Genomic DNA, 26076 nt, shown 5'->3' with positions numbered 1-26076 from the left:
GTATCAACCACTGCGTTGCTCCCGCTGACGTAAAATCAGCCACAAAAAATAAGGGCCACCCAGTAGACTGGTGATTAACCCGACCGGCATTTCTGCCGGTGCGACCAGAGTTCGGGCTAGTGTATCGGCGGTCAGTAATAGGCAAGCTCCGCCCAGTGCCGCGCCGGGTAGTAGCCAACGATGGTCAGCCCCGATCCGCATCCGGATAAGATGCGGTACCACTAATCCGATAAAACCAATAACGCCACTGACAGCAACGGCGGCACCAATCAAAATCGCGCTGAGTAACAGCAAGCGCAGTTTGGCTTGCCGTACATTGACTCCGAGGTAGTGGGCTTCTTCATCTCCGAGCTGTAATAGATTCAACTGGCGTGCTTGCAGCAAACCGAGCACACAAGCGGGTAGAATCAATGATGTTGCCACCATGAGTGTCGACCATTGCGCCTGACCTAAACTGCCCATGCTCCACAGGGAGAACTGGCGTAATTGCTGATCATCACTGATATAAGTCAGCACGCCGACCGCTGCCCCACATAGCGCATTGATCGCAATACCGGCCAGCAGCAAGCGGGATAAGTTGCCATGCCCCCAGCGGCTGAGAGTGAAAATAATGGCAGAAATGGCCAGACTGCCAATAAAAGCTCCGACCATATGACTGTACAGCGCCAGCAGTGGTGGCAGACTGAATGGCATTACAATAATTAGTCCAACACACAGAGCTGCGCCACTGCTGATGCCTAGCAGGCCGGGGTCTGCCAGCGGGTTGCGGAATAACCCCTGCATGATCGCGCCGGAAACCGCCAGTGCGCAGCCGACCACTACCGCCAACAGCACGCGGGGCAGGCGGATATTTAGCCAAATATGCCACATGGCATCATCTAATGATGCATGCCACAAAGTACGAAACGAGAGCGTCAATGCACCCATATTGGCCGAACCGAGTGCCAGGATGATCAGGATCATCAACAGGATACTCAGCATGAGTCGCGGGTGAATACGGCAATTCATTGCGCTTGTTCCATACCTTTGCGCAGTTGCGATAGCACTTGCGGTGTTTCCAAGCCAAAGCCGAGTAGCGCCATATCATCAACCACTAACAGGCGTTTATTTTTGCCTGCTGGTGTCATTGCCATTCCCGGTAATTTCCAGATACCTTCACTGCCACCCAGCGCTCTCACGCCGTCACTGGTTATCAGTAATAAATCCGGCGCACTGGCAATCACCCCTTCCTGTGATAACGGGCGATAGCGGCTAAAACCTTGCATCGCGTTGTTACCACCGGCGGCGCGGATCATGGCGTCCGCGGCGGTATTTTGACCAGCTGCCATCGGGGTTAAGCCGCCATGACTCATAACAAACAGCACTTTAACCGGCAGTGGTGTGTTGTTCACTGCGGCTAAACGTTGCTGATAGTCTTTGATAAGTGCTCGTCCTTTTTCCTGTTGATGCAGTGCGCTGGCAACAGCATCTATCTTCACTGCCACACTTTCAGGTGCGGTTTGACCCGGTACAGTGACAACATTTACACCACTGTCCGCGACTTGTTTGAGTACCAGTGAAGGTTGCGCCAGCTCACTGACCAGCAGCATGGTCGGCTTCATGGCCAAAATCCCTTCGGCATTAAGCATGCGCATGTAACCAACATCAGGCAGCTTTTGCACTGCCTGAGGCTGTAGACTGGTACTGTCACGAGCCACAATCTCACCACCCGCACCCAGTGCGTAGGCGATTTCTGTGACATCACCGCCAATGGTGACGATACGTTCTGCGGCGAAAGAGTTCAGCGGCAGAAGACAGGCGCTCAGCGACAGAATGAAAGGGAGTGACAGTAACCTTAGTCTCATGCGGCGATATCCTTATTATTGAGGCGAGCAATTTGCTCACGCCATTGCGTTTGTTCTGGCTGGCCTTCAGTACGCTGACCGTAAAGTTGTGCAATTTGGGTGCCATCAGCAGCAAACAGTTCCAAACTGGTCACGAAACCGTCTTTTGTTGGCTTGCGGGTAATCCAACTTTCAGCAATCGTTGTTTCAATCAGATGCAACGTGAAGCGCTTGTTGAAAACATTAATCCAATCTTGATGTGGGGTAACCTTTTCAATCATGCCGGTGAAGATTTGTACACAACCACGGTTGCCCACAAAAATCATGATTTCATTCTGTTCTTGCTGAGCAATGTTCAGCAACTGGGTCAGGGAACTGTTATCAACCTGATAAGCCAGATCATTACCCACGGCGCGGAAGGCTTGCTGACGGGTCAGATTATTGCGTTTGAGCAACTGGAAGAACTGATGCACGTCAGTCATGGCGCGCCATTCAGCATCTACAGCTTCATCGCTGGCTGTCGGTTCAGTGACTTCAGGTGCGCTCAGTGGCTCTAGCTGCAACTCTGGGTTTTCTGTGGTGATAAACTGCGCCAGTAGCGCTTCCCAAGCTGGGATGTCAGTTTGTTCAGTGACATACACTTTATGCAAAGCATCACCTTGAGGGTCGAAGAACTGGATGCTGTGGCGTACACCGTGGCGAGTTTCTTCTGTCAGTGTGAATGCACTGGCCCACTGGTTGAGGAACAGACGTAAATCTAAATTGCGTGGATTGAGGATCAAACCAGCATGACCATTCAAATGTTGATTTTCGTAACGGCCCATTTGCTCATGCACAGCATAGGTGTTGCGGGTGATAGCTTTGACCTCACCGACAGCTTCCAACGCGGCCAGCAGAGTGCGGGCATCACCTTTCAGACGTTTGGCATCATGACCAACGCGGCTGTGGGTCAGTTCCGCTTCTGAAATCCCCATCAGGGTGGCCAAATCACGCGCATATTTGCCCGGATTATCTGCTTTGGCTTGTAGATACTGCTCGTATATTGATTTGCTCATAATAACTTCCTCGTTCTATTGATTTTTTATATGCAGGTGACAGGTAGAAATGATAATCCGGTAATTCGCTGAATGAATTACCGGAAGTGTTATTTCAGACTAACTTTTATGTTCAATTACCACTGATAGCTCACGAAGAACTTCGCGTTACGACCATCCTGTGGCACGCCTTGTGGTGCGTAATACTCTTTATCGAATGCGTTGCCTAAGACGACGGTGGTGGTCACGCCTTTAAACTGCTCCTGTCCTTTATAGCTGACATAGAAGTCATTGAGACCATAACCGGCCTGGCGCTTACCGGTACTTAGCGGCTGAGAGCGGTCAGCAAATGTGGCAATCCAGCCGACGGCGAAACCACTGTTAGCGACCGGAACATCCAGGATGCTGGTGACGGTATCCGGGTTAATGGATTCGAGCCATTTATTGGTATCCTGGTTTTTACCACGCGTACGGTTATAGGCCAGATCCCAATTAAACAGGGCGGTTTTGTAGCTCATGGTGGCATCCCAGCCCCAGATTTTTGCTCTATCGATATTGGCTGAAGTGGTGGTCATGGCCGCCATATTTACCTTGGTATCGATATAGTCTTTAGCTTTGGTATCGAAGTAACTGGCTTTGAATTGCAGGTCATCTTCGGCCATCAGCAGATCGTTAAAGCGCAGCCCAAAACCGTACTCTTGAGTTTCGTTAGTTTCCGGTTTTAAGTTTGGATTGGGCACCCAGTTGTTGGTAATAAAGCGTCCGCCGCCGATAGGAATGGAGAAGTGTTTCGAATCGTTGTACATCTCACCCATAGTCGGTGCGCGGAAAGCTTGAGCATAGGAACCGAACAGCATCAGCCAGTCAGTGGGTGTCACCGTCAGGGCACCGCGTGAGGACCATTTATCGGCATCCACATCAGCATAGCCTTCACTGCTGCCGCGATAGTTGTCGTAACGGGTACCAGCTAAAATGGAAACAGGTAGGTCACGTAAGGTGATTTCATCTTGTAGCCAGCCGGAACCAAAACGAATATCTGCTTGTGGGAAGCTTTCAGTCGCACCGCCCGGTGTTTGCTCTTGTTTATACGCTTCGGTGCCGTAAGTCAGTAAGTGTGATGCAAAGCTGTCGGTGAATAGACGGGTACGGTTCTCCAGCTTGCCACCATTGGTGGTTTGCTTGCGCCCCTCTTCTGGTGTGCCTTGTGGCCGTGTATTGATTTCCACTTCGGAGTAGTAAACCTGCGCTGTAGCATTCAACCACTCTTGGTCAAGGGGGTTAATATTGTATTTAAGTTGAGCATCACGTTGAATTGTCGAACGATTAGCCATGACATTGGTACTGGACGCGGCGCTGGTTTGTGCGTTCTTGGGTTCTATCGCATTGTTGTTGTAATAGCGCAGATTGGCACTCAAAGACTGAATCTGGTCAATACGCCAGGTGCCTTTTGCCAGCACATTACTGATAGTTTCGTCATTCGGTGCATTAAAGCCGTCGCTTTGGCGAATATTGCCGATATCACGAGTACCGAAAGAGAGAATGCCATCAACATCATCCGTGCGGCCAAAGGCGCTGGCGCCTAAGCCAAAGCTGTGATCACCAGTCGCTGCAGAGCTGTAAACTCGATAACCGGTATTTTGACCCGGTGATAATAGGTCGGCGGCATCAACAGTTTCATAAGAAATGACGCCACCCAATGCACCGCTACCATACAGCAGGGCCGATGGACCGCGGACGATTTCAACTCGCTTGACTAGCGCCGGATCGAGGAAAGTTGCATTCATGTGACCGGTATCCGTGCCTTGACGAATACCATCCACCAGAGTGAGGACGCCGGTTTTACCATAACCACGTAATGTGACATCCTGCCCGTTAACACGCCCGCTGCCCGTCACGGTCAGCCCCGGGATTTTACGCAGCATATCTGCGGCGGAGGTGGCGGTTTCGCTGGTGGGGGTGTTGGCTTCAATCACTGTGACCATCATCGGTGCTTCAAAACTGCTGCGCTCATTACCGGTCGCAGTCACTACCATTGTATCGTTAGCGTGTTTTTTGCTGTTGGTTTGAGTGGAAGAAGTATCAGCAGCTTGAACAGCAAGAGGCAAAGTACAAGCGATTGCCAAACTGAGTGAGGACCAGCGGAAACGGTCGGAAGTGGAACGCGGCATGTCGGCAATTCTCCATATTTTTATGCAAAAAAAATCATATGCAAAACAAATAAATAGGTTGCTGGCTGCCTTGATTCTAAAATCTGGGTGGCTTGCGATGTATCCTTTGCCCTTGACGCCACAGCAGTGCTAGCGGGAACCGCTACCTTGCTGTCACGACATTGGCATTGGGTTATTATTTAGTCAGTATCAGTTTCCCTGCTTTGGTCTGGCGCAGTTGGTAGCATTCGCCCTGATGGATGATAAAAGCGACACCGTGCTCTCCCAGCAATTGCTCGCTGGAGACAGACAGGGGCTTGTTGCCCGCTAGAGGTTTGGCCGCAGGCTCGTCATTCATTGTGGGTGCTTTGTTCAACTGTTTATCCATATAACCGGCAAGGCAATGATAACTAATATCAATATGATAATCATTATCAATCATGTTTCGGTGTTACATCAAGACATATTTATTGTTAATTTATTTTTACTCAGCGAACTAATCCGGGATCGATGAGTGCATAAATCTGATGATAGGTCGTGGGCTCTTCGATCATCTGACTCAGCTGAAGGGCAACATCTTCACGAGTCACCAGGCCATGAGCCTCTGCTTGCAGGCAGATAGAGTTTCCCGTCGCGGGTTTATCCAGTAAGCCACCAGGTCGAATCAGGGTATAAGTCAGGTTGCTGGTTTGTAACCAGCTCTCAGCCAGTGACTTCTCGCGCACGGCCTGACCAAAAGCGGCTCGAGCGGCGGGGGAAAGTGTCGGCCAACTATCTCCGCAACCAATGGACGTCACTAAAAGCATACGTTTCAGGCCTAGCTTCTCGGCGGTATCAATGATCAATCGGTTACCTTGATAATCCGCAGTACGACTACCTAATGTCGAAATAATGGCAGCGTCCGGGCCTGCGAGTTGACAGGCCTGATACACACTGTCTGGATCACAGGCATCCCCGCACACTACTGTTAGCCCCTTGCTGCGGATTACGTATCAATAATGTGACAGGGCGCGGGTTCTGGGCTGTATTGGCATATTGGTTTGCCAGCGCAAGCAGATGTGCACCAACGCCATGACCTGCACCGAATATCAACCAGGGTTTCATGGTGTTTCCTTGATTTTTTTATCAAAAACAGACGATTCTTGAGTAAGCTGTTGAGCCAGTTGGTGGAAGGATGCAAGGCCGTCAGCACGTAACTGACGATGTTCATCACGGCCAACATAGACTTTCAGCATCACATCACCTTGCTGATTAAAAAACTGAACCGATGCGGTCGCCATGCCCATAAACGGGCGTTCCAGTAGGGCAATGGCTTGGCAGTTTTGTGATCTGATATGACCGCTAAGACCTTGTTTCTCGCGAAGGTTGAAATAGCCGTGACGATGAAAACCGCTCGGCAGTGGGCCTTTATGTTCCAAAATAATATCGGCGGTATGTACCAGGGTGGTGACATCTCCCCACGCCGTCATACTGTCCCAGACGCGATCAAAATGCTCCGCGCTGACTAATACGCGCTCTGGTAATTCACGTACCACATCAAGTGGGCTGACCTGGTAATCCTGAGCAATTTGTTCCAGCGTGCCATCGGGTTGAGTGGCAAGAAATTCGGCCAAAGAGGGGCTGTTTTGGAGAGTTGGAGCGTTCATGAATGGCTTTCCGTGGTAATAAGTGAAGGAATAATATTTTGCAGAGCCTGCATGATATTACTGGCCCAAAAACGCCCGCTGTTGGTGAGTCGCAAGCAGAAACTCTCATCTTTTAGTAGGTGACTCTGATGCCACTGTGCGATCAATGGCATTAACGGGTAGGGGTCTGTGATTAATTCACTCAAATCTAAACGACCGACTTCGATACCGCTTTGCAATTTAGCTCGCCACAGATGTTCGCCGCTGGCTTGCGTCATCATCATCAATGGTTTTTGCCCGCTGTCGATTAATCGGTAGTAGTTATCCAGACTGCGGTGCTGCATGTAGGCGTGTCCTTGTAAAGATCCTCCCGCACCGCTACCTAATGCAAGACAATCCGCGCCTTGTTTAATCAACAAGTTATAAAGATTTCGTTCACGAGTGGTGCGTGCCCAATGGCTATTACTTAATTGATGCCAGCCGGCTTGGGCGAGGCTCTCAGCGCCGCTGCAGTAAAAATCACACTGCTGCGCCAGTGTCGGCAGCTCTATCCGGTTATTTTCTACCGACTTGGCCAGTGGTGTGGTGGGCAACAGATTAAGGGCATACAGGTCTACACCATCTAATGGCAGTTGGCGCACGATAGCCAAATCTTCCTGCCAGGTTTCCGGTGTTTGATGGGGCAAGCCGAACATTAAATCGCAAACCACAGCGGCACGATCGCGGGAAGCTAGATTCGTCAGAAAATGAATCGCCTCATCACGACTGGCCTTACGGCCCATGCGCTGACGAATGCGGGTATTAAAGGTTTGTACCCCGACAGAGAAACGGTTAGCACCCGCTTCCAGACAAGCATCAATCCGCTCATCATCAAAATTGAAAATTCGCCCTTCAACGGTTATTTCACAGTCAGGAGCTAGCGGTAAGCTTTTACGCAACTGGCTGATAATATTATGCAACTGTTGTGCTGAAAGCGCACTAGGTGTGCCACCACCGAAGTAAATGGCATGAATTGGCCCCCCTTGTAGCAGTGGGCTGCTAGCCTCCAGGCTTAACTCCCGCAGCAGGTAGTCGGTGTAGCGCGCGGTACTGTCAGGCTGCAATGGGTTTTGGTAGAAACCGCAGAAAGTACAATGAGTAGCACAAAACGGAATATGTAAATAAAGCAGACGCTTATTAGGCGGTAGCGCCTTTCTTAGCAGTGCCTGCCAGCTATCCTGAAGTGACTCGGCTGGCAATGGGCGACTATCTCGCCAGGGCATTGTGGCCCAGCGTTTTGGGAAAGGTCGTGGCCCCTGGCGGGCGTGATATGGCATCAAATCAATATTCATAACAGGCTCTATTGCATTCTTAATGATAAATTAAATGATAATCATAAGCATTCGATCAATGAGTAAAGCCAAATATCTTGATCCAAATCATCAAATACAAGCGAAATGTACTCACATTCGTCGGGGTGTAAGAAAGAAACTGGGTTGAGGCGCTTTTATGTCGAAAGCTAAATCGGCGTTATCGCTGTTGGCGGGTAAATATACTGACAAATCGAGAGGCAATAGTTGACGTCGTTAAATGGGCTTTGTGATGGAAACCGCAAAAGAAGAGCAAGTGATGGGAATTTATAAACTGAGGGGGAGTAAAAGAGTGAGAATCTAGTATTTTATGCTGCATATGTGACTGTAAATAGCATGTTAAATTATTGTTTCCGTCTTTTTGACCGTTCCCCGCAATTTTACCCAATAATTCATCGAACTATCGTTTTTGATGCCATTTATTTTTTTAACATTATAAAAACTAATCCTAAAAAAGGAACGTCGACCCCATTGCATTTTTCAAAATAAACAGCTGATCGCATGATCACCTGCATAGTTTTTTGCTGCAATTGTCACATTAATCCAGTTTTTTGTACCGTAGCATCCTGCCATATGAAATACATTGTCCTTAAAAATATTACTCTGCAAGGCTATTAAAAATGAAAATTTACAGCAACTTACCGATAACAATAAATGATGTGATTGAAGCACAGAAAAGATTGCAAGGACATATTTACAAAACCGGGTTAGCGAGGTCGAACTATCTGAGTGAGCGCTGTCATGGAGAGATTTATCTCAAGTTTGAGAATATGCAACGTACCGGGTCATTCAAGATCCGTGGGGCGTTTAATAAGCTCAGCTCACTCAGCGAAGAAGAAAGAAAACAGGGTGTTGTGGCCTGCTCGGCGGGTAACCATGCGCAAGGTGTCTCTCTGTCCTGTGCCATGTTGGGGATTAACAGCAAGGTGGTCATGCCAAATTGCGCGCCTAAATCCAAAATTGCGGCAACCAGTGAATACTCTGCTGAGGTGGTGCTACATGGTGAGAACTTTAATGACACCATTGCTAAAGCCAGCGAAATTATTGAAATGGAAAACCGTATTTTTATCCACCCATTTGATGATGAAAAAGTCATTGCTGGGCAGGGGACAATAGGGCTGGAAATACTCGAAGATCTTTATGACGTCGATAATGTGATTGTACCCATTAGTGGTGGTGGATTAATTTCCGGTATTGCATTGGCGATTAAATCTATTAACCCAACCATTAATATCATTGGTGTACAGTCAGAAAATGTTCATGGCATGGCGGCATCCTATTATAGCGGCAATATTACCAATCACCGTAAAGCTAGCACGCTAGCTGATGGTTGTGATGTCGCTCGCCCAGGCACTTTACCTTTCGAAATAGTTAAAGCACTGGTTACTGATATTGTATTGGTCAGTGAAGATGAAATTAGAAGAAGTATGGTCGATCTTATTCAACGTAATAAGATTATTACTGAAGGCGCAGGAGCATTAGCATCCGCAGCATTATTAAGCGGGAAATTAAAAGATTATATTACAGGTAAAAAAACCGTCAGCATCATATCAGGCGGGAATATTGATTTATCGCGCGTATCACAAATAACGGGACTAGACAGTATTTCGTAAAATATATTAATAAGGAATTTATTAATGCATATCGATAATGCTATTACAACCACAATAGAAACAAAAACGTGGCGCAAATCAGATACCACTTGGACTTTGGGATTATTTGGTACAGCTATCGGGGCCGGGGTTTTATTCTTTCCTATCCGCGCGGGTTTTGGCGGGTTAATTCCTATTTTAATTATGCTAGTGTTGGCATATCCCATCGCCTTCCTCTGCCACCGTGCACTTGCTCGCTTATGTTTATCTGGTAGCAATTGTTCGGGCAATATCACTGAAACTGTCGAAGAACATTTTGGCAAAACCGGTGGTGTGGTTATTACCTTCTTGTATTTCTTTGCCATTTGTCCGCTGCTGTGGATTTATGGTGTGACTATCACCAATACCTTTATGACTTTCTGGGAAAATCAACTCCAGTTAGCGCCATTAAATCGGGGTGTGGTAGCACTAGCGCTATTGCTACTAATGGCCGTGGTCATTTATTTCGGTAAAGACCTAATGGTTAAGGTAATGAGTTTCCTGGTATTCCCGTTTATTGCTTGCCTGGTACTTATCTCACTCTCATTAATTCCTTACTGGAATGCCTCGGTTATTGAACAAGTGGATTTGAGCCAGATTTCGTTGCTAGGGCACGACGGCATATTGGTGACAGTATTGTTGGGGATTTCCATTATGGTGTTCTCCTTCAACTTCTCACCGATTGTTTCTTCTTTCGTGGTGTCGAAACGTGAAGAATACGAACCAGAATTTGGTCGTGAATATACGGAGAAGAAATGCTCTCAGATTATCAGTAGGGCCAGCATATTAATGGTGGCAGTGGTGATGTTCTTCGCCTTTAGCTGCCTATTTACCCTTTCACCACAAAATATGGCGGAAGCCAAGGCACAAAATATTCCAGTCCTGTCTTATTTGGCCAACCATTTTTCTTCGATGGCCGGTAGCCGGTCGACTTTTTCAATCACTCTGGAATACGCCGCTTCGCTAATAGCGCTTGTCGCTATTTTTAAATCTTTCTTCGGACATTATCTCGGTACGTTGGAAGGTCTTAATGGTTTAGTCATTAAGTTCGGTTATCAAGGTGATAAAACAAAAATATCCAGTGGGAAGCTTAATCTGATCAGCATGTTCTTTATTATGGGATCAACCTGGTTAGTGGCTTATATCAATCCTAATATACTCGATTTAATTGAAGCTATGGGCGCACCGATTATTGCTTCGCTACTGTGCCTGTTGCCAATGTACGCTATTCATAAATTACCTTCTCTGGCTCTTTTCAGAGGCCGGCCAGAAAACTATTTTGTCACTATCGTCGGTCTGCTGACCATCTTCAACATCGTCTACAAATTATTATAAGTACGGCGCTAAAAGCCCGTGTTTGACCCAATGAAGCACGGGCGGAGTAATCACATGATATTAAATCCTACAGTTTTGGTTATTAACTGTGGTTCATCATCCATTAAATTTTCAGTACTGACAGCCGACAATTGCGAAGCGGTAATCTCTGGGATTGCCGATGGTATCGGCACTGAAAAGCCTTTTTTGCGGATTGATAGAGTCACACAATTTCAATTGGCTAAATGGAATTATTCTGACGCATTGGCTGCTATTGCCGATGAATTAGAGAAACGTGGTTTGAATAAATCTATTTCACTCATTGGCCACCGAATTGCTCATGGTGGCGAAATATTCAGTGAGTCGGTTTTGATTGATGATCGGGTGGTTGAGGAAATCAAAAAAGTTTCGCCGCTGGCCCCGCTGCATAACTACGCCAATTTACACGGCGTCGAAGCTGCACGTCAGTTATTCCCTGGAATCAAGCAAGTGGCGGTATTTGATACCGGCTTTCATCAGACCTTAAAACCAGAGGCTTATCTCTACGCACTACCTTACCGCTATTTTCGCGAACAAGGGGTACGGCGCTATGGATTTCATGGCACCTCTTATCGTTATGTGGTTGGAGAAGCGGCGAGTGTTCTCGGATTTGACGGCAGCGATTGCGGCTTGATTATCGCGCATCTCGGTAATGGTGCGTCTCTCTGCGCCGTTCAGGATGGTAAAAGTGTCGATACATCAATGGGCATGACACCACTGGAGGGGTTGATTATGGGAACTCGCAGTGGTGACGTCGACTATGGTGCATTGGCCTACCTGGTGCGCCAAACCGGTCAAAGCTTGGAAGACCTGGACCATATGGTGAATAAGGAGTCCGGGTTACTGGGGATCTCCGGTCTATCCGCAGATATGCGCGTGCTGGAAAATGCCTATCACGAGGGGCATGAAGGGGCGTGTCTGGCGATAAATACTTTTGTGCACCGATTGGCACGGCACATCGGCGGGCACGCCAGTTCGCTACGCCGACTCGATGCTCTGATTTTTACTGGGGGGATAGGCGAAAACTCATCATTGATCCGGCAGTTAACACTGGAGCATCTGGCTGTTTTTGGTATTGATATTGATCACACCAAAAATAAACGGTTGCAGCATGGATCATCTCAAATCATCACCACCGCACGTTCACGAGTGACCGCCGCAGTGATACCCACTAATGAAGAAAAAATGATTGCGCTTGATGCTATTCGTCTCGGCTATGCACAACAGAATACGGCCGTTCCTGAGGCTGTTATTTAATTGTTACTGGCATTTCTTCATGAAAATTGATGTAGATGTTAGTAACAAGAAATATACAAACATCTGGCTGGGATTTAGTGGTAACGACTCGTGTAGCGAAATTAACGTTAGGAGTTATATCCAGAAAAACTATCAGCCATGCGTAATAATAATCTACTTGGCATGTTGCTGGATGCTATTGCTCATCGGGAGAACGACCTGAGTATCACCACCCCCTCCTTTATAAAGGGGCGACATAAAATGACTATGTTCTCCATCAGAGAGAATTATTTCTGTGATGGAGAATAATTTTATTTTTTATGTTTCAGTAGACCCGACTCTGGTGTTGATGCATCACGTACGGATACTTCTCTTGCTTTGACAGATGTGTCATTAACTAAGTTTTCTGACTTATCAGAGTGATGTAATGCACCTATTACAGTGGCTCCATGTTGGATGGATAAAGAGTTATATGTAAGGGTGCCACTGATCTTACCATGCTCATCAATATTAATGGTTTCAGCTTTACACTCGCCTTTAACGGAACCATCTATATATAGTTCATCACAGGTGATATTACCCTCAACTCTACCACTGCACATAATACGAATAAGCCCATTATTAACGTGAATATCCCCTTTAACCTCCCCAAAAACTTCAATTTTTCCAGAAGAGGTGAGGTTGCCTTCGACACAAATATCTGTGGCGATAATGGTATGAGGGGATTTCTCATCAGATGATACTCCTGACGGAATATTTGTTTTTTTTGTCAGTAAATCATTACATGTTTTTTTGTTTTTTTTGAACATTTTTAAAATCTGCGATTGTGAACAATGGAGTGTAAATGCGCCGAGTGCAAGGACGGCCCAAACCATCATTGGTACTGTAGAGTATGAGAGACAGGCGGTTAAAGCGATCAGCCAAAAGCTGACACCTAGATAAAAAAAAAGATACCGCTTATTCATGCTGAATTACCTGATCTCCCAAAAAATAAAATGAGAAACTAACTTTTCTTATATTTAAGAGCATATAAGGTACCACGTTTCTTTAATTTATCAATTGATCAAAAAGGCGGACTTTTTGCTGGTATTTAATGGAATGAGATGGAATTGATTTTATTTTTTATAGTGGTATTTTAAATTTATATATTGGTCCGCTATCCTAGGTTAAAATTAGGTATGGGTGATGCAAGTGTCTTATATTGACTATGAAAGTGAATTTTAGTTGGTGCGTTATATGAAATGGTTTGATATTCATTTTATATAGTTGGGATAGGTGCGTTGCGTAAGTCACAGTTTTTAATTGGTTTATTCATTGTATATTACGCATAGCGGTCTTTAAATACAGGTGCTACATATAACCAGAAGGACGAGGTAATGAGTGAGAAAAAAATTCAGTGTATGCTCGATGAGATAAGAGAAATTGCATCGTGGCACTCAGGGGAAAGAGTCAAAGTGGAAATACTTAATCGAAACAATCTAAACTACATCCAAATCACTATTTCTAATAAGACATCTTTAAATATTGAATTTCATCGAACTACTTTATTAGAACCATCAAGTATTCGCTGAAATCTTCTTTTATTTAAAGGACTTAACTTCTATTTGCGATTTTTTTAATATTCACACCAGGGTTTTAATCACTTTCGCTCCCTTCTATTATATGAAAAACTGAGATTTTTTAATTTTCATGTTAATGGATGTCGTTTTTTTCTTCATTGAAGATAAGTTAAGAGGACATAAAGGGACTAAAACGCACGCATATGTAAGGATAGCTTTCATTATGTTTTTTCTCGCCAAACCGATAGTTTATATATATTTCTAGAGGAAAGAGAAAAAATGTTAAATCGCATTAAAATTGTCACTAGTTTTATGTTGGTGTTAGTCATTTTTGGTATGCTACAAATAACGTCCGGTGGGCTATTTTATAGCGCAATCAAGAGTGACAAAGTTAATGTCACCAATTTGCTAGATATTAATCAGAGAGAGTTTGCCGCTTCCACTAGTCGGGTATTGTTAATTCAATCCCGGGGCCTTCTGGCTCGTGCTGCCAATCGCATTCATCTTAATGACTTCGATGCAGTACCCATATTACTACAAGAAACCTCTGCCTTGTTAAAAGAGTCTGAGAAAGATTTCACATATTTTGAAACGCTGCCAACTAAAATGGATATAGGTGCTCAGCAAAATTTTAGACGTAAATTTGATGGCTATCATGATGCTTTAGTTGAATTGGTACAGATGCTGTCTGCAGGTAAAGTGAGAGAGTATTCAGACCATCCTACACAACGTTTCGAGACAGAATTTGAAGAAGCATATAAAAGTTATCGAGATGGATCTGATCGTTTATTTGAATTTGCGGTGACTGATAACGAACGAATGTTCGTCCAGACAATCTGGATGCAGGTTGGTATGTTAGTTATCGTGCTGTTGGTGATTATTTGTGTATGGCTGGGTATCAAACAGACGTTGATCTCTCCACTCAATCGCTTGAATGTCAGTATTCACAGTATCTCCCGTGGGGACTTATCAAAACGTATCGACGTGGAAGGCACTAACGAAATGGGTGTGTTGGCCGATGCATTGCGTCATATGCAGAGCGAGTTGGCGCGCACGGTGGGTGATGTTCGTAGTAGTGCTGATGCAATTTACAGCGGTGCGAGTGAAATCTCTGTTGGAAATAGTGACCTGTCTTCTCGCACAGAACAGCAGGCCGCATCTCTGGAAGAGACCGCCGCGAGTATGGAAGAGTTGACTGCGACGGTGAAGCAGAATGCGGAAAATGCCCGTCAAGCAAGCAACCTGGCGTTGAATGCATCTGAAACAGCACAAAAAGGTGGCAAAGTCGTCGATGATGTAGTGCAGACCATGCGCGATATTGGCGTTAGTTCGCAGAAAATAGCCGATATTATCAGTGTGATCGATGGGATTGCATTCCAAACTAACATCCTGGCACTTAACGCAGCAGTAGAAGCAGCGCGTGCTGGTGAGCAAGGGCGTGGTTTTGCTGTCGTGGCGGGCGAAGTTCGCAACTTGGCCCAGCGCAGTGCCCAGGCTGCTCGTGAAATCAAGAGCTTGATTGAGGACTCAGTTGATCGCGTCGAGGTTGGCTCTACGCTAGTGGAGCGCGCAGGTGAAACTATGGATGAGATCGTTAATGCGGTGACTCGAGTCACTGATATTATGGGTGAAATCGCCTCTGCTTCTGACGAACAAAGCCGTGGTATCGATCAAGTGGGGTTGGCGGTCGTTGAAATGGATCGAGTCACTCAGCAGAACGCCGCGTTAGTAGAAGAGTCTGCAGCAGCAGCGGCAGCGTTGGAAGAACAAGCAAGCCGTCTAACTCAGGCCGTGGCAGTATTCCATATTCAGCAGGAACGTTTGAATGCGTTTGAGCCTTCTGCGCCGAAAGCTGCCCCTGCACCGACTATGGCTACTGCGCGTAAAACCAGTACAGCAAATGAAAGCGATAGCTGGGAAACATTCTGATATTAAAAAGAGTCCTGTTCTGAACTGATTCTGACATGTTGGATAGTTTAGATTAAGTCGCTATTAAGGCCTGAGTTCCGTATTAACGGGTTCAGGCCTTTTAGCTTTTGTTTGATCTGCACGTTATGATTATCTGGGAGGCCACATTCTGTAATAGCGCTAAATAATGGACGTTTATCCCTCATTAACCCGGTAGGACGATTAAATACCCGCGAGAAATTCAAGAGGGTAAACAGTTACGTTCAATTTACTTTTTTGCTAACCAAAGCAAATTATCATTATTCAGTTTTCTGATAATTGCAGAGATAATATCTCTAATACTCTCTTTTTTATTGATGAAGGCATTTTCTCCTGCATTCATACTACGCTTACCATAAAAGGGCGCATTTTTATCTGTAACAACGACGATGATGCCATGGTACTTTTTCTTTCTTAGGATCTCGGTGACCTTTATTCCGTTAAGTATAGGAATATCAGTATCTAAGATGGCAATGTCGGGTTGTATAGCTGTAATCAGTTTAAGTGCTTCGGCACCATCTGTTGCTTCAAATGATACCGTAATACCGGCATTCTCCAGCAAATTTCCGATAATAACGCGAGTTCGTGGATTATCATCGACAATTATAGCTTTTATCGGGCAGCCTTATTCAATATTGGGTGTTGCCTAATTTTCACAATAGATACTTTAAGTGAATGTTCATCCAGGAAATATATTTAATGGGAGAGACTATTCTAAAAAAGTGCATTAAGTTCATGGCGCTGTGCTGTATTTAAGTCATATTCTACATGGGGTTCCAGTGTGCGGCAGTAAAGTGCGATTAACCAATCACCAAGCCAGGCTATATTACTGTGCACCTGATGGTCTAGATCGATCAGGGAAGTATCATGGAGAGTTTTTCTCGGTGAGTTGAACAGGGTTGTACCACGATGAATACGACTTTCTGGTCTCATGTCAGGCGTCACACGATCATAGCCAAGCCAAGTAATAAACTCGTTCAAAATCCGGCAGGAACAGCAGACACTAGCAATCGGATGATCTTTAAAATCGTCAATCATATTAGCGAGATGAGTTTGGAGGCCTGTCTTATAACTTGTCTGGATCAGAATATGACATAACATCTGCAATTGCTGAGGTGTTAGTCCACAGCGTTGAGCCAGTTCAGTATCAAACCCTTTTTTCCGAATATGATTGATCCAGTGACGATAGACGCTGGTTGCGAAGTTGCTTTTATCTTTATCCAATATCAGTGAGCTATCATCGTCATCCAGTAGATTGATTATAAACGGTAAAACTGTCGACTCGCCCTCCTGATCTGACTGTATTATTATCGTCTCCAGTGCCTGCTCAGTAATTGCCAGTTCGTTAAGCAGTTCACCATGGCGATCGGAGCGGGCTTGCAGCGCACGTAGCAGTTCCTCGGCTTCATTTACTGTGAAAGTCATCGTGTGCCGTAGGTGATAAAAGTGTGCCTGTAGCTCTAAATCCCACTTTTCTTGCTGTTGTTGACGTGATGATTTTACGTCTCTGGGATCTGTTGGTAATAAATTGAATCTATACAAATCTTCGCCAGCAAAAGCGAGAATATCCATTCCGGCCAAATCGAGATCGGAATTGGCAAGGGTTAAGGTCATTTCTCTACAGGCATTTAAGAGTGTATGGCGAGGAAGAGAAACGGCTGAAAAGATCACGCCATCAAGAATCGGGCATACTGATATAGTTTCATCGCGCGATGTCTTGTCTTCCTTCAACGGGCGCAGGAAAGCTTGGTCTGGCGACATAAAAGTTTCGATGATCAGTCTTGCCGGGGCCAATATTTGTGAAGAATTATTCAGCCGTTGCAGTATGTGCAGGTGCTTTGACCAGCGGAAAGTGATGTCACTGTCATTATTCCAGAACAATGCAAGTAACTGGGTCAGATCTTCTCTGTTCAGAAAAGGTGCCAGTTCACCAGCTTGCAATCTCAGGGCTGGAGATAGCGGTTGTTGTGAAGAGACGTGGTGTTGCCATGTCTCAATGATGATGTGCATCTCAGAACCGCTAATATGGCTCTGAAGTATTGGTGATTTGCGTGCCTCCAACAGAGATAAGTGTGCGCTGATAGCCTCCTCGCGAACGAAAGCGCCATGATGTGCTATCAGATGACATGCCATATCACTTGGACTCATGAGTGTCAGAGGTAATATATATGGGTCTTCACCTTCACTCCGTCTATGGGTAAAACGTACAGCCATCGGGGTGTCGATAAGGCTTGGCAAGATATGCGCCTGGTAATCTAATGTCGTTCCATCCAGCACAATTTCGATCCGCTGGTTATCGTCAGCCAATATGTCGATAAGTTGTGGCGTGATGGTTGACATCGAAGGGATATGCACCCCTAAGGTCGGCGGTGCTTGCAGCGCAGCATCAGCAGAGTGTTGCTCTAATTTTAGCTGTTGTAAAAAGAGGAGTAGCGCATCAGCTTCATTATCCAGCCATGTATTCTGTTGGCGAGTATTTTGAACCCAGGAGATCAGGGCATCTGGTTTGGTATATGTCATTAGTACAGGTTTCCACTATCAATCCAGTATTCTCTGGCGGCAGTATGGCTATCGGTGAGTGTGTGCAATGAAAGACTAAGACAGTCGCAGGAGACAGGGTTTGTGTCTTGCAATGTGGCTTCAATAAGAATGAGTTCATCGCTATTGGCTTCCCGGCGTAAACGAATATACAGAAGGGCACCACTGGCAAGTGTTCTCGCCAGTTGCGGATCTCGTATATTCAACTGGTAAAGCGGTGTGGCAGGCCAGCGTGGGTTCGCCAGTTGTCGGAAACCCAGCCGAATGTTGCCGCGTATCGCGAGCGTTATTTCCTGTGATGACATCCCGTTATGCTGGATATAGGCGTTTTCTTCAGCCAGCAGATTGTTTTCATCGAGCACACCCAGATAGCGGATGGTTGAACTCGACTGAATATTCCCGGCGCTAAAGTTAAATCCTGCAAGGCGTAGATCCATGGACAGACGATAGAGCATTGCCCCAGTCGCGGCAGTCGTTTTGGGATGATTTTTTTCCTTCTTTTGATTGAAAGGAAAATCAATTGATAGTGGGTAATCTTGCATCCAGACAATGCGGCTTGATGGCACTGGCTGGCGGCGGCGAAAGTAAGTCTGTACGCCAGACAGGCAACTTGGACGGCCAGATAACAGCAGTACGTCGCAGCAATAATATTCTACAACTTCGCATAGCGACTGTAGCGTTTGGGTCAGCGAAAATTGCCCATTTAATAAGGCGTTACTGAGTGTTTGAGGCTCGACTCGCAAGGGGGTTTCTAGCACGTTGAAGGCCCCACCAGCTTGTAGCACCGCGTCCTCGATGTAGGCAAGTACTTGCGGCGTTGGCGTTTGCGCCAATAACGCGCCAAAAGTAGTATCCAGAGTTTGTCCGGTTTCCCAAGCACTTAGCACGGCGTGTCCTAATGGCATGAACAACAGCAACGTAGCTTGCTGACGCAAGACATCACGACCATCGTGACTCAACGATGAGCCAAATAATTGGCGCAGCAGCCCCTCGCTATCCTTGACGCCAGCTAAACGAATAGCCTCTTCCAATGCACGCAGGACTTCCCGACGAATGACTTCCAGCAAAAGGTCATCGCCTGCATTTTTAAATCCTTCGCGAAACAGCAGTTGCGGTGTGATTTTGACATTACTGCTAACCGCGTTATCAATGTCATAACGGGTTATCGCCAAATCTGTTGTGCCACCGCCAATATCGATAGCGGCAACGTGCAGTGTTCGGTTATGAGATCCGTCTTTATCTGGTGTGCGGTCAGGACGAGTGAGAACGCTAAATAGTTTGTCGACTCTGCCATCATAGCGGCGGCTTTCATTGTACAACCAGACCAGTTGGCTACAGGATGCCTCGTCCCAGTCAAGAGAGATTGTTGGTACGGGTACTCTACTATTCGCTTTTTCCACCGGTGTGGTGAAGCCTTCGTCACGTAAATGCCAGTTCAGACTTTTCCATACCAGCGCGATGGCCTCGGTCATATGTTGATGAAAACGTTTTCTTTCTTGGCTCGGCATCGCTGATGGAAGTGTCAGAATAATATGCCGAAGGTAGCGTGGTGCATGACGATGCCCTTTCTGTTGGCGTGACGCCGGGCTATTAATTTGTGCCAGCGTTTGCGCCAATAGCTCGCTTAATATGAGCGTCATTAGCGATGCGCGACTATAGCGAGGGATAAATACCGGCAGGCGTTCATTTTGATCTAATGTATAGAGCGGCGTGCCCTCGTCATTCATTAGGTGCATGAGTGGGAGTGCTGTCGCGAGCGGTTCCTGTTGGTAACCACTAAACCGCCATGGCTCAATGGCTGGGGTGGTATCCCACAAATAGCGACGCGGGCTTGAAAGGCCACTGCCACCTTCGCTGCCGGTGCGCTGTAGTGTCATTTTTTTTGCTTCATCGCCAAGGCGAACGATGGAGGGCCAACTGAACGCGGTTTCGCGCCCACTTTGCAATGAAAAATGCGATTTCCCGAACCGCGCTTCACTAAATTCGATCCGACTGGAGAAAAGTGATGAGCTGATAAGTTGTGGTTGACTGAGTGAGCGCAGGCGTAATTCCGCGCACTGTCTGAGCCCAGCGTTGCTCTGGCCATGATCTTCAATGGTGACACCGCAGGTGTGCGTACTCCCAACATCCAGCACCAAATCGACCGGAATGGCAGGGGTATGGAGTGTCTCGCCACTTAACTGGATCTCGGGTAAAGCCAAATGATTGGCCATGAGATTCAGTAGGTTCAGAAAATGCGCCTGATACTCGAAAGCTTTAAGTGCTGCGGCAATATCGTGTTCGTTGCGCTGTTCACTTTCTTTGGCATAGGTCACAAAGGCCTCGCGTAGCCAGCCGTCAACCCAAGTGTTATCGAGAAATGCAGCGATATCGGCATTGCGCCAGGCGAATGTGAAACGTGCCCCGTTATCGATGTCAGCTTGCGTTGGGGTAAGTTGCGGATTAGCCTCGTTTTCGCTCGGGAGCTGTGTGTCGAAAGCGATACATATTCGCACTGTATTTCCCGCCGCATCAGGCGTATCCAGTCGAAGAAACTGTACACGCGACCAGTTATCAGGGCCGGTTCCTTGTGCCGTGCTCTGGCTACTGCGTAACCAAGGTAGCGGTAACCACACGCCTTCAAGGAGTGCGAGCGAATGTGCTAACAGGACGGTACTTTCTGGCCTGACGATTTCATCTGTATCCCCTGATGGGCTGGGGATAGTAAATTTACCTTCCACTTGGCCTTGTTGGAGATGTAATAGTGGGCCATTAGCCGTTTGGCGGACAAAATATCCTTTGTCCTTCTCACTCAAATCAAGGGACAGACCAAAATCGAGAAATTGAATGCCGCTATCCTGAATCAATGTTACATCGGGCTTATAGTGCACAAGTTCAATTAGCATTTGATTATCCTTTAACTTTATTAAATGTCAGTGAGGTTGACTCTGCGTTTGCCCAGAGTGCGTGACAAATTGCTATATCTCCTGCGCCTGGCTTACAACTAATATCGGGAACGGTCTGCAAGGTTCCGTCGGAACAGCGAGCACGTGACTTGCTTTTCATCGAAAGAGTGCCTGACGGCAGCACACCAGCGGTTATTGTTGCCTGACAAACTTGTTTATCTTTTGATATTTGGATATGGCCTTTGCCATTAGCAATCTGTACGCGCATTGCTGGTAGTTCGCTTTTGTTTCGTTGCGCCTTGGCATACTGCGCTTGCCAGCTTCCATTCAGAAACTTGATAGATCCCGCCTTGATAGAATTGGGGAACATGACAAGTGCGTTTTCAGTCACCAAGGTAGCCTGTGCTGCCGCTTCATGTCCGGCTGGGGCTGGTGGGGCGATAACTGTTGCGTGTTGCAGCGGCAACTTGTTGATAATGACCGCTTGTGGTTCAGGTGATTTTTTAATGGGGTGGTGAGGTATAGCAACACTGCTTAGCTCAATATTGCCTGGCTCAATGGATTGAGGTGCATAGATCGAGGAGTGTAATATAGCTGCGATGCCAACGATAAAGATAATCACTAATCCATAGTAGATAGGGCGCTTGCTATATCGACGGGGAAGCAATGCTGTTGCTGTTTCTGGTGTGTCCGGTATCGCTTCTTGCGCCACAACCGCAGGTTGAAGTGCTTCTTCCGCTAGCTCAACGGGTGGGGCTAATTCTGCCAAAGGCGGTGTTGACGGTATATTCTTTCTCTCACTCAATATGAGAGTGTCCAGAGCACACTGAGCTTGAGGCTGGGATGGGACGATAAATCCCCAGAATGCGATGATGGGTTTCTCATTCTGCAACCAAATGTATTGGGTACCAGGAAACTGAAAAACATGCTTCAAAAGCATAGCAAGCAGTTGCAGTGTCGGGTTCTCCGCCTTTATGGCAAGCTCACGTAGTGTTTCAATCTCATTACGACGTTGCTGTAAATAGTCGAGTGCTTGTTGGCGTAGTGGAATGCTGGCATTAGCCCAAGGCGTGACAGTGCCGTGGCGAGGTGCATACCAATCAATACGCCCATCCTCATTATGACATTGCGGAATTGCCAAACAATCCGCTACGATTTGTAGCCCGCGTAGGCGTAATGCTTCACGTATTTGTAATGCAGAATCAAATACCAACTGACCATGTTCGCCTAATGGCAGGTAATTGCTGCGTAAACCGCTTCGCAGTAGTGGTTTTACCACGTTATATATCCCGTTATTAACGATGAAAATAAAATATTAGTCAGGGGGTATTTTAACGGAATTTGATCGATAAATAAGGTGAAGAGAAAGTGCGAAAAGAAGACGAAAATAGAGTTAATTCACGCATTGGTATGAAGATGAGGACTTAAAATAACAATTTTATAAAATAATACGCAGAGTTATTGCAGAATTGTAAAGTAGGTTTACTATTTTATAACTCTTCTCTATAGAGTCGAAAACCTAAAAAAAAGCTTCCGTTAAAATTGATAACTGGAAGCTAAAGATATGCCTAAATTGAAATATTATAAACACGACCAGAAGTTTTATTTTCAGTTTGCCCATCGGATTCATACAATGAATTCATCATGCCTGAATCTTTGACAAGTTTTTTAAATTCCTGTGCTTTCTTCATGTGCATTTCAAGAAGTAAATAACTTTTATAATTTAGCTCTTTTAGATTTTTTGTTTTTATGACAATCGTTCTCCAGCGATTAGCAAGTTTAGGATTCTCAGAGTAGGGTGTTGTAATACTCTTCTGTAACTCAATTTGCCGACGCTGTGTATCAAAGTAATTAATGGATGATAGTAGGCGACTCTTACTATCAGCGATACACTGGAGTGTCACTGGATTGACTTTAGGAAGACTCAGTTGCTTTATCTCTTCCACAAGAACGTCTTCCTGCTCGTTCAGAAGTTCTTGCAACTTTATTAATTTAACTAATAATTTATCCATGATTCTTAGTAATTAGACCGATTAGGGAAGTTCGAAAATTTCATTCATTAAACACTGGGCGATTTTATCTGTATCGATTACTAACTGCCCTGCTGATATCTGCGCTTTTATACTATTAACACGTTCCATATCGACATCTCGGCTGGTGTCGGTTTTAACTTGCTGAGTAACTTTGCTCAGTTTCACCTGTGTAGCTGATTCTTTATCAGTCTCCTGTGCAGGTAACGCTGTGGATTCGTTTTTCTGGCGTAACGACATGTCTTGTTGTGTTGCGGTGACAGACCGCATTTGGTCTATTCGTTCAATTGCCATTTTCATTCTCCACCTTAAATGGGTAGTCCTGATCTGTTATTTAATACATCGGCGTAGTAAAAAATAACTGAAGCTAGTTTTGCATTTTTATTGTGACTTGCCCGGGGCCGGTGACTTTGCCCGTTAATAACTGACCAGAACGTGTACGAAAGCGCAACATATCATTTAATGCGGCGTTATCTAAAGCCTTACCGATAGTTAATATTTGGAATCCGCTTCCGATGGAGATGATATTGACCTCCTCCCCAGCCAGTACGGACCACTGTTTTCTTAGTTGACTGGTAGTAAAGGGCTGGCCCGCCTTGATCATTCGGGTTGGAATTTTATCGGTTATTTGCTGTGGAGCAAAAATGAGATCAGAAGCTAAATTGTCCAGTGATCCTTTACGTTCTACCATATCGTCTATTTTGATCAGCTGCCCAGGCTGAATATTATGCTTCGCAACCCAATAACGTCCGGTGGCTTTGACACTTACCCGAACAAAGTGGCGTTTTGTTCCACATTTCGCCAATACCGTGAGATTGCCTGACATCCTCTGTGTTTGCCCGCTAAAGGAAAGTTCTGGATTACTGCAAATCGCTTCCAATTGCTTATCTGATGCCAATAGATGTGATTCTAATTTTGGACTGTATTCGCCATCTGCTTTATATTTTTCAGCAATCATCGTCCGTATTTTATCTTCCAATAAAAGAGGAGGGCCTGATGCTGATGACACCGGGAGATAAACGCAAATAGTTAATAAATAAAAATTGCAAATAAACCGAAGACTCACGATAACTTAACCTTTTCTTTCATACTATATGAATGGAAATTCTTCATAATTAAACTGATTTATTCATATCATACAGCAGGTGAGTAATTTGTCGTTCTGATTAAAGATGGCAAAATTGCTTTTACTTATGGTGATGGTTATTTCAAATTGTATCTCTGGGATAAACTATGGTGCTGTCGTATCCAATCAGGCAGTTAAAAGCCGTTATTTATGTCTAGTTTTCAGAGTTTAGATTTTCTGTGTTCTCTCATAAACTATTAAGCATAAGTTAAATGATATAGACAAAGTTCGGACGTTATTATGCTTGATAAACTCGATAATGAACTACGTTTCCAACAGGGGGCATTGCAGTTACTCTCAAAAAGGCAGGATGTTCTTGCTTCTAATATAGCTAACGTAGATACCCCTGGATATCTTGCAAGAGATATCGATTTTTCTCAGCAATTAAAAGACGTCGTCGAAAATAACATTAAAAGGTCAGGAGAAGTATCTCTGAAATTAACTTCAGGGAAGCATATTCCTGCCACTGCACTGCCAATGAATAATGATCAGTTACTTTACCGTATTCCAGATCAGCCAAGTGCAGATGGTAATACAGTAGATATGGATCGCGAGCGCGTTAATTTTGCTGATAACACCATTAAATATCAGACAAGTCTGACGATTCTCAGCTCGCAACTTAAAAACATGATGAGTGTTATCAACCAAGGTTAATTAGCCCATGTCCTTGTTTAGTATTTTCGATATTTCCGGTTCAGCCATGTCCGCACAGTCAAAACGGCTCAATGTTAGTGCCAGCAATATGGCTAACGCAGATAGCGTAGCCGGCCCTGATGGGCAACCCTACCGAGCGCGGCAGGTGATATTTCAAGTTGATGCAGCAGCAGGCCAGGATATTGGTGGCGTGAAAGTTAGTGATGTAGTTGAGAGCGACGCACCCGACCGCTTGTTATACGAACCAGGCAATCCTTTCGCTGACGAGAATGGTTATGTGCGGATGCCGAACGTCGATGTTGTCGGCGAAATGGTGAATACCCTTTCGGCTTCAAGCAGCTATCAGGCAAATGTTGAAGTAATGAATACCGCAAAAACGCTGATGCTGAAAACACTGACATTAGGACAATAAGGAAAACTTAAATGGCCGTATCTCCAGTCACGACCAGCAGCGATAACGCTGCGAATTCACGTAGTTTGGGTAATACCTCGGACGAGTTGTTGAATAGTTTTATGACCTTACTCGTTGCCCAGATGCAAAATCAGGATCCCACTAATCCGATGGACAACAACCAACTGACTTCCCAGCTTGCGCAATTCCAGACTGCAGCAGGGATTGAGCAATTAAATACGACAGTTCTTGGGGTTGGCGCGTTGGTGAACAGCATGCAGCAGATGAACGCAGCTGACTGGGTTGGCCGAACAGTATTAATCGAAGGCAAGCCGGTAGTTTCTACCAGTGAAGACGGAAACCAAGATTTCTCATTCTCGCTTGGCAGCGATGCAGAGAAGGTCACCGTGACGCTAACCGATGATGAAGGCAATACCTATGTGGGTACGCTGAAAGATGTAAAAGCTGGGGTACACACTTACTCGCTAGATGATGTAACAGATTTCCAACCCACAGACCCTCGTGAACAGGCTGATACGACTTTTACAGTCTCTTATTCCGCCATCACCGAAAGTGGCGATTCGCCAAAAATTGTGGAGTTAAAACGGGCGCAAGTAGAGAGCGTCTCCTTCAGCCAGTCTGGCGCGGTATTGCATCTGGGAATAGATGGCACCGCTATGTTAGGTCAGATTTTCCTCGTCCAGTGACGGGTGATAGCAACGATATTTATTAAACCCCTCAGGAAGAT

General features: G+C 45.7%; 22 protein-coding genes and 1 pseudogene. 7 read left to right on the top strand and 16 right to left on the bottom strand.

Going from position 1 to position 26076, the window contains the following annotated elements:
* Positions 1-3: 3 nt before the first annotated feature.
* The 8 genes and pseudogenes from ACF3VQ_RS19350 to hutW form a co-directional block, all read right to left on the bottom strand.
* Positions 4-1008, bottom strand: a complete 1005-nt coding sequence (locus tag ACF3VQ_RS19350; protein ID WP_392432599.1) for a FecCD family ABC transporter permease — start codon at positions 1006-1008, stop codon at positions 4-6.
* Positions 1005-1844 (bottom strand): hemin ABC transporter substrate-binding protein, encoded by an 840-nt coding sequence (locus ACF3VQ_RS19345; RefSeq protein ID WP_392432598.1) that lies wholly within the window; start codon positions 1842-1844, stop codon positions 1005-1007. The genes ACF3VQ_RS19350 and ACF3VQ_RS19345 overlap by 4 nt, the downstream gene beginning before the upstream one ends.
* Positions 1841-2878 carry a hemin-degrading factor gene (locus ACF3VQ_RS19340; RefSeq protein ID WP_392432597.1) on the bottom strand — a complete coding sequence of 346 codons (1038 nt, stop codon included), beginning with the start codon at positions 2876-2878 and terminating at the stop codon, positions 1841-1843. Before ACF3VQ_RS19340 ends, ACF3VQ_RS19345 begins: the two co-directional genes overlap by 4 nt.
* A 116-nt stretch (positions 2879-2994) precedes the next feature.
* A complete protein-coding gene (locus tag ACF3VQ_RS19335) occupies positions 2995-5025 on the bottom strand; it encodes a TonB-dependent hemoglobin/transferrin/lactoferrin family receptor (RefSeq protein ID WP_392432596.1) in 2031 nt (676 codons plus the stop codon).
* A gap of 175 nt (positions 5026-5200) precedes the next feature.
* On the bottom strand, positions 5201-5446 hold the full coding sequence (gene hemP / locus ACF3VQ_RS19330) for a hemin uptake protein HemP (RefSeq protein WP_392432595.1): 246 nt from the start codon (positions 5444-5446) through the stop codon (positions 5201-5203).
* A 46-nt stretch (positions 5447-5492) separates the two neighbouring features.
* Positions 5493-6108, bottom strand: a pseudogene (locus ACF3VQ_RS19325) (NAD(P)-binding oxidoreductase).
* Complete coding sequence (hutX, locus tag ACF3VQ_RS19320) at positions 6105-6650, bottom strand: heme utilization cystosolic carrier protein HutX (protein ID WP_392432594.1); 546 nt, start codon at positions 6648-6650, stop codon at positions 6105-6107. Before hutX ends, ACF3VQ_RS19325 begins: the two are co-directional and overlap by 4 nt.
* Positions 6647-7960 (bottom strand): heme anaerobic degradation radical SAM methyltransferase ChuW/HutW, encoded by a 1314-nt coding sequence (gene hutW, locus ACF3VQ_RS19315; protein ID WP_392432593.1) that lies wholly within the window; start codon positions 7958-7960, stop codon positions 6647-6649. Before hutW ends, hutX begins: the two co-directional genes overlap by 4 nt.
* A gap of 638 nt (positions 7961-8598) precedes the next feature.
* On the opposite strand from hutW, the gene tdcB reads away from it, so the two are divergent.
* Genes tdcB through tdcD form a run of 3 tightly spaced genes read left to right on the top strand, consistent with a single transcriptional unit; the run spans position 8599 to position 12219 of the window.
* Positions 8599-9591 (top strand): bifunctional threonine ammonia-lyase/L-serine ammonia-lyase TdcB, encoded by a 993-nt coding sequence (gene tdcB, locus ACF3VQ_RS19310; RefSeq protein WP_392432592.1) that lies wholly within the window; start codon positions 8599-8601, stop codon positions 9589-9591.
* 24 nt (positions 9592-9615) lie between these two features.
* A complete protein-coding gene (tdcC, locus tag ACF3VQ_RS19305) occupies positions 9616-10944 on the top strand; it encodes a threonine/serine transporter TdcC (RefSeq protein ID WP_392432591.1) in 1329 nt (442 codons plus the stop codon).
* A 54-nt stretch (positions 10945-10998) separates the two neighbouring features.
* Positions 10999-12219 (top strand): propionate kinase, encoded by a 1221-nt coding sequence (gene tdcD / locus ACF3VQ_RS19300; RefSeq protein WP_392432590.1) that lies wholly within the window; start codon positions 10999-11001, stop codon positions 12217-12219.
* Between the two features lie 290 nt (positions 12220-12509).
* Here tdcD and ACF3VQ_RS19295 read toward each other — a convergent pair whose 3' ends face one another.
* Positions 12510-13163, bottom strand: a complete 654-nt coding sequence (locus tag ACF3VQ_RS19295; RefSeq protein ID WP_392432589.1) for a polymer-forming cytoskeletal protein — start codon at positions 13161-13163, stop codon at positions 12510-12512.
* A gap of 873 nt (positions 13164-14036) precedes the next feature.
* Here ACF3VQ_RS19295 and ACF3VQ_RS19290 point away from each other — a divergent pair.
* Complete coding sequence (locus ACF3VQ_RS19290; RefSeq protein WP_392432588.1) at positions 14037-15686, top strand: methyl-accepting chemotaxis protein; 1650 nt, start codon at positions 14037-14039, stop codon at positions 15684-15686.
* A 247-nt stretch (positions 15687-15933) separates the two neighbouring features.
* Here the strand turns inward: ACF3VQ_RS19290 and ACF3VQ_RS19285 are convergent, their stop codons facing one another.
* The 7 genes from ACF3VQ_RS19285 to flgA all read right to left on the bottom strand — a co-directional run bounded on the left by ACF3VQ_RS19285 (position 15934) and on the right by flgA (position 24223).
* The gene (locus tag ACF3VQ_RS19285) at positions 15934-16266 is read right to left on the bottom strand and encodes a response regulator (RefSeq protein WP_392432587.1); all 333 of its coding nucleotides are present in this window, start codon (positions 16264-16266) and stop codon (positions 15934-15936) included.
* 152 nt (positions 16267-16418) lie between these two features.
* Complete coding sequence (locus ACF3VQ_RS19280; RefSeq protein ID WP_392432586.1) at positions 16419-18224, bottom strand: virulence factor SrfC family protein; 1806 nt, start codon at positions 18222-18224, stop codon at positions 16419-16421.
* Positions 18224-21127 carry a virulence factor SrfB gene (locus ACF3VQ_RS19275; protein ID WP_392432585.1) on the bottom strand — a complete coding sequence of 968 codons (2904 nt, stop codon included), beginning with the start codon at positions 21125-21127 and terminating at the stop codon, positions 18224-18226. Before ACF3VQ_RS19275 ends, ACF3VQ_RS19280 begins: the two co-directional genes overlap by 1 nt.
* A 4-nt stretch (positions 21128-21131) precedes the next feature.
* Positions 21132-22406: an SrfA family protein gene (locus ACF3VQ_RS19270; RefSeq protein ID WP_392432584.1), complete on the bottom strand. Its 1275-nt coding sequence runs from the start codon at positions 22404-22406 to the stop codon at positions 21132-21134.
* 289 nt (positions 22407-22695) lie between these two features.
* A complete protein-coding gene (locus ACF3VQ_RS19265; RefSeq protein WP_392432583.1) occupies positions 22696-23139 on the bottom strand; it encodes a flagella synthesis protein FlgN in 444 nt (147 codons plus the stop codon).
* A 21-nt stretch (positions 23140-23160) separates the two neighbouring features.
* The gene (gene flgM / locus ACF3VQ_RS19260; protein WP_392432582.1) at positions 23161-23457 is read right to left on the bottom strand and encodes a flagellar biosynthesis anti-sigma factor FlgM; all 297 of its coding nucleotides are present in this window, start codon (positions 23455-23457) and stop codon (positions 23161-23163) included.
* 67 nt (positions 23458-23524) lie between these two features.
* Positions 23525-24223: a flagellar basal body P-ring formation chaperone FlgA gene (gene flgA, locus ACF3VQ_RS19255; protein WP_392432581.1), complete on the bottom strand. Its 699-nt coding sequence runs from the start codon at positions 24221-24223 to the stop codon at positions 23525-23527.
* 300 nt (positions 24224-24523) lie between these two features.
* Between flgA and flgB the strand changes: the two genes are divergently transcribed.
* Genes flgB through ACF3VQ_RS19240 form a run of 3 tightly spaced genes read left to right on the top strand, consistent with a single transcriptional unit; the run spans position 24524 to position 26035 of the window.
* Positions 24524-24937, top strand: a complete 414-nt coding sequence (flgB, locus tag ACF3VQ_RS19250) for a flagellar basal body rod protein FlgB (RefSeq protein ID WP_392432580.1) — start codon at positions 24524-24526, stop codon at positions 24935-24937.
* A gap of 7 nt (positions 24938-24944) precedes the next feature.
* Positions 24945-25349 (top strand): flagellar basal body rod protein FlgC, encoded by a 405-nt coding sequence (flgC, locus tag ACF3VQ_RS19245; RefSeq protein ID WP_392432579.1) that lies wholly within the window; start codon positions 24945-24947, stop codon positions 25347-25349.
* An 11-nt stretch (positions 25350-25360) separates the two neighbouring features.
* Entirely contained in the window at positions 25361-26035 is a 675-nt protein-coding gene (locus tag ACF3VQ_RS19240; protein WP_392432578.1) for a flagellar hook assembly protein FlgD, read from the top strand.
* The last annotated feature ends 41 nt before the right edge of the window (positions 26036-26076 follow it).

The sequence above is a fragment of the Yersinia fenwicki genome, from assembly GCF_043099325.1.
Lineage (GTDB): Bacteria > Pseudomonadota > Gammaproteobacteria > Enterobacterales > Enterobacteriaceae > Yersinia.
This window is presented reverse-complemented; position numbering and strand designations above follow the sequence as displayed.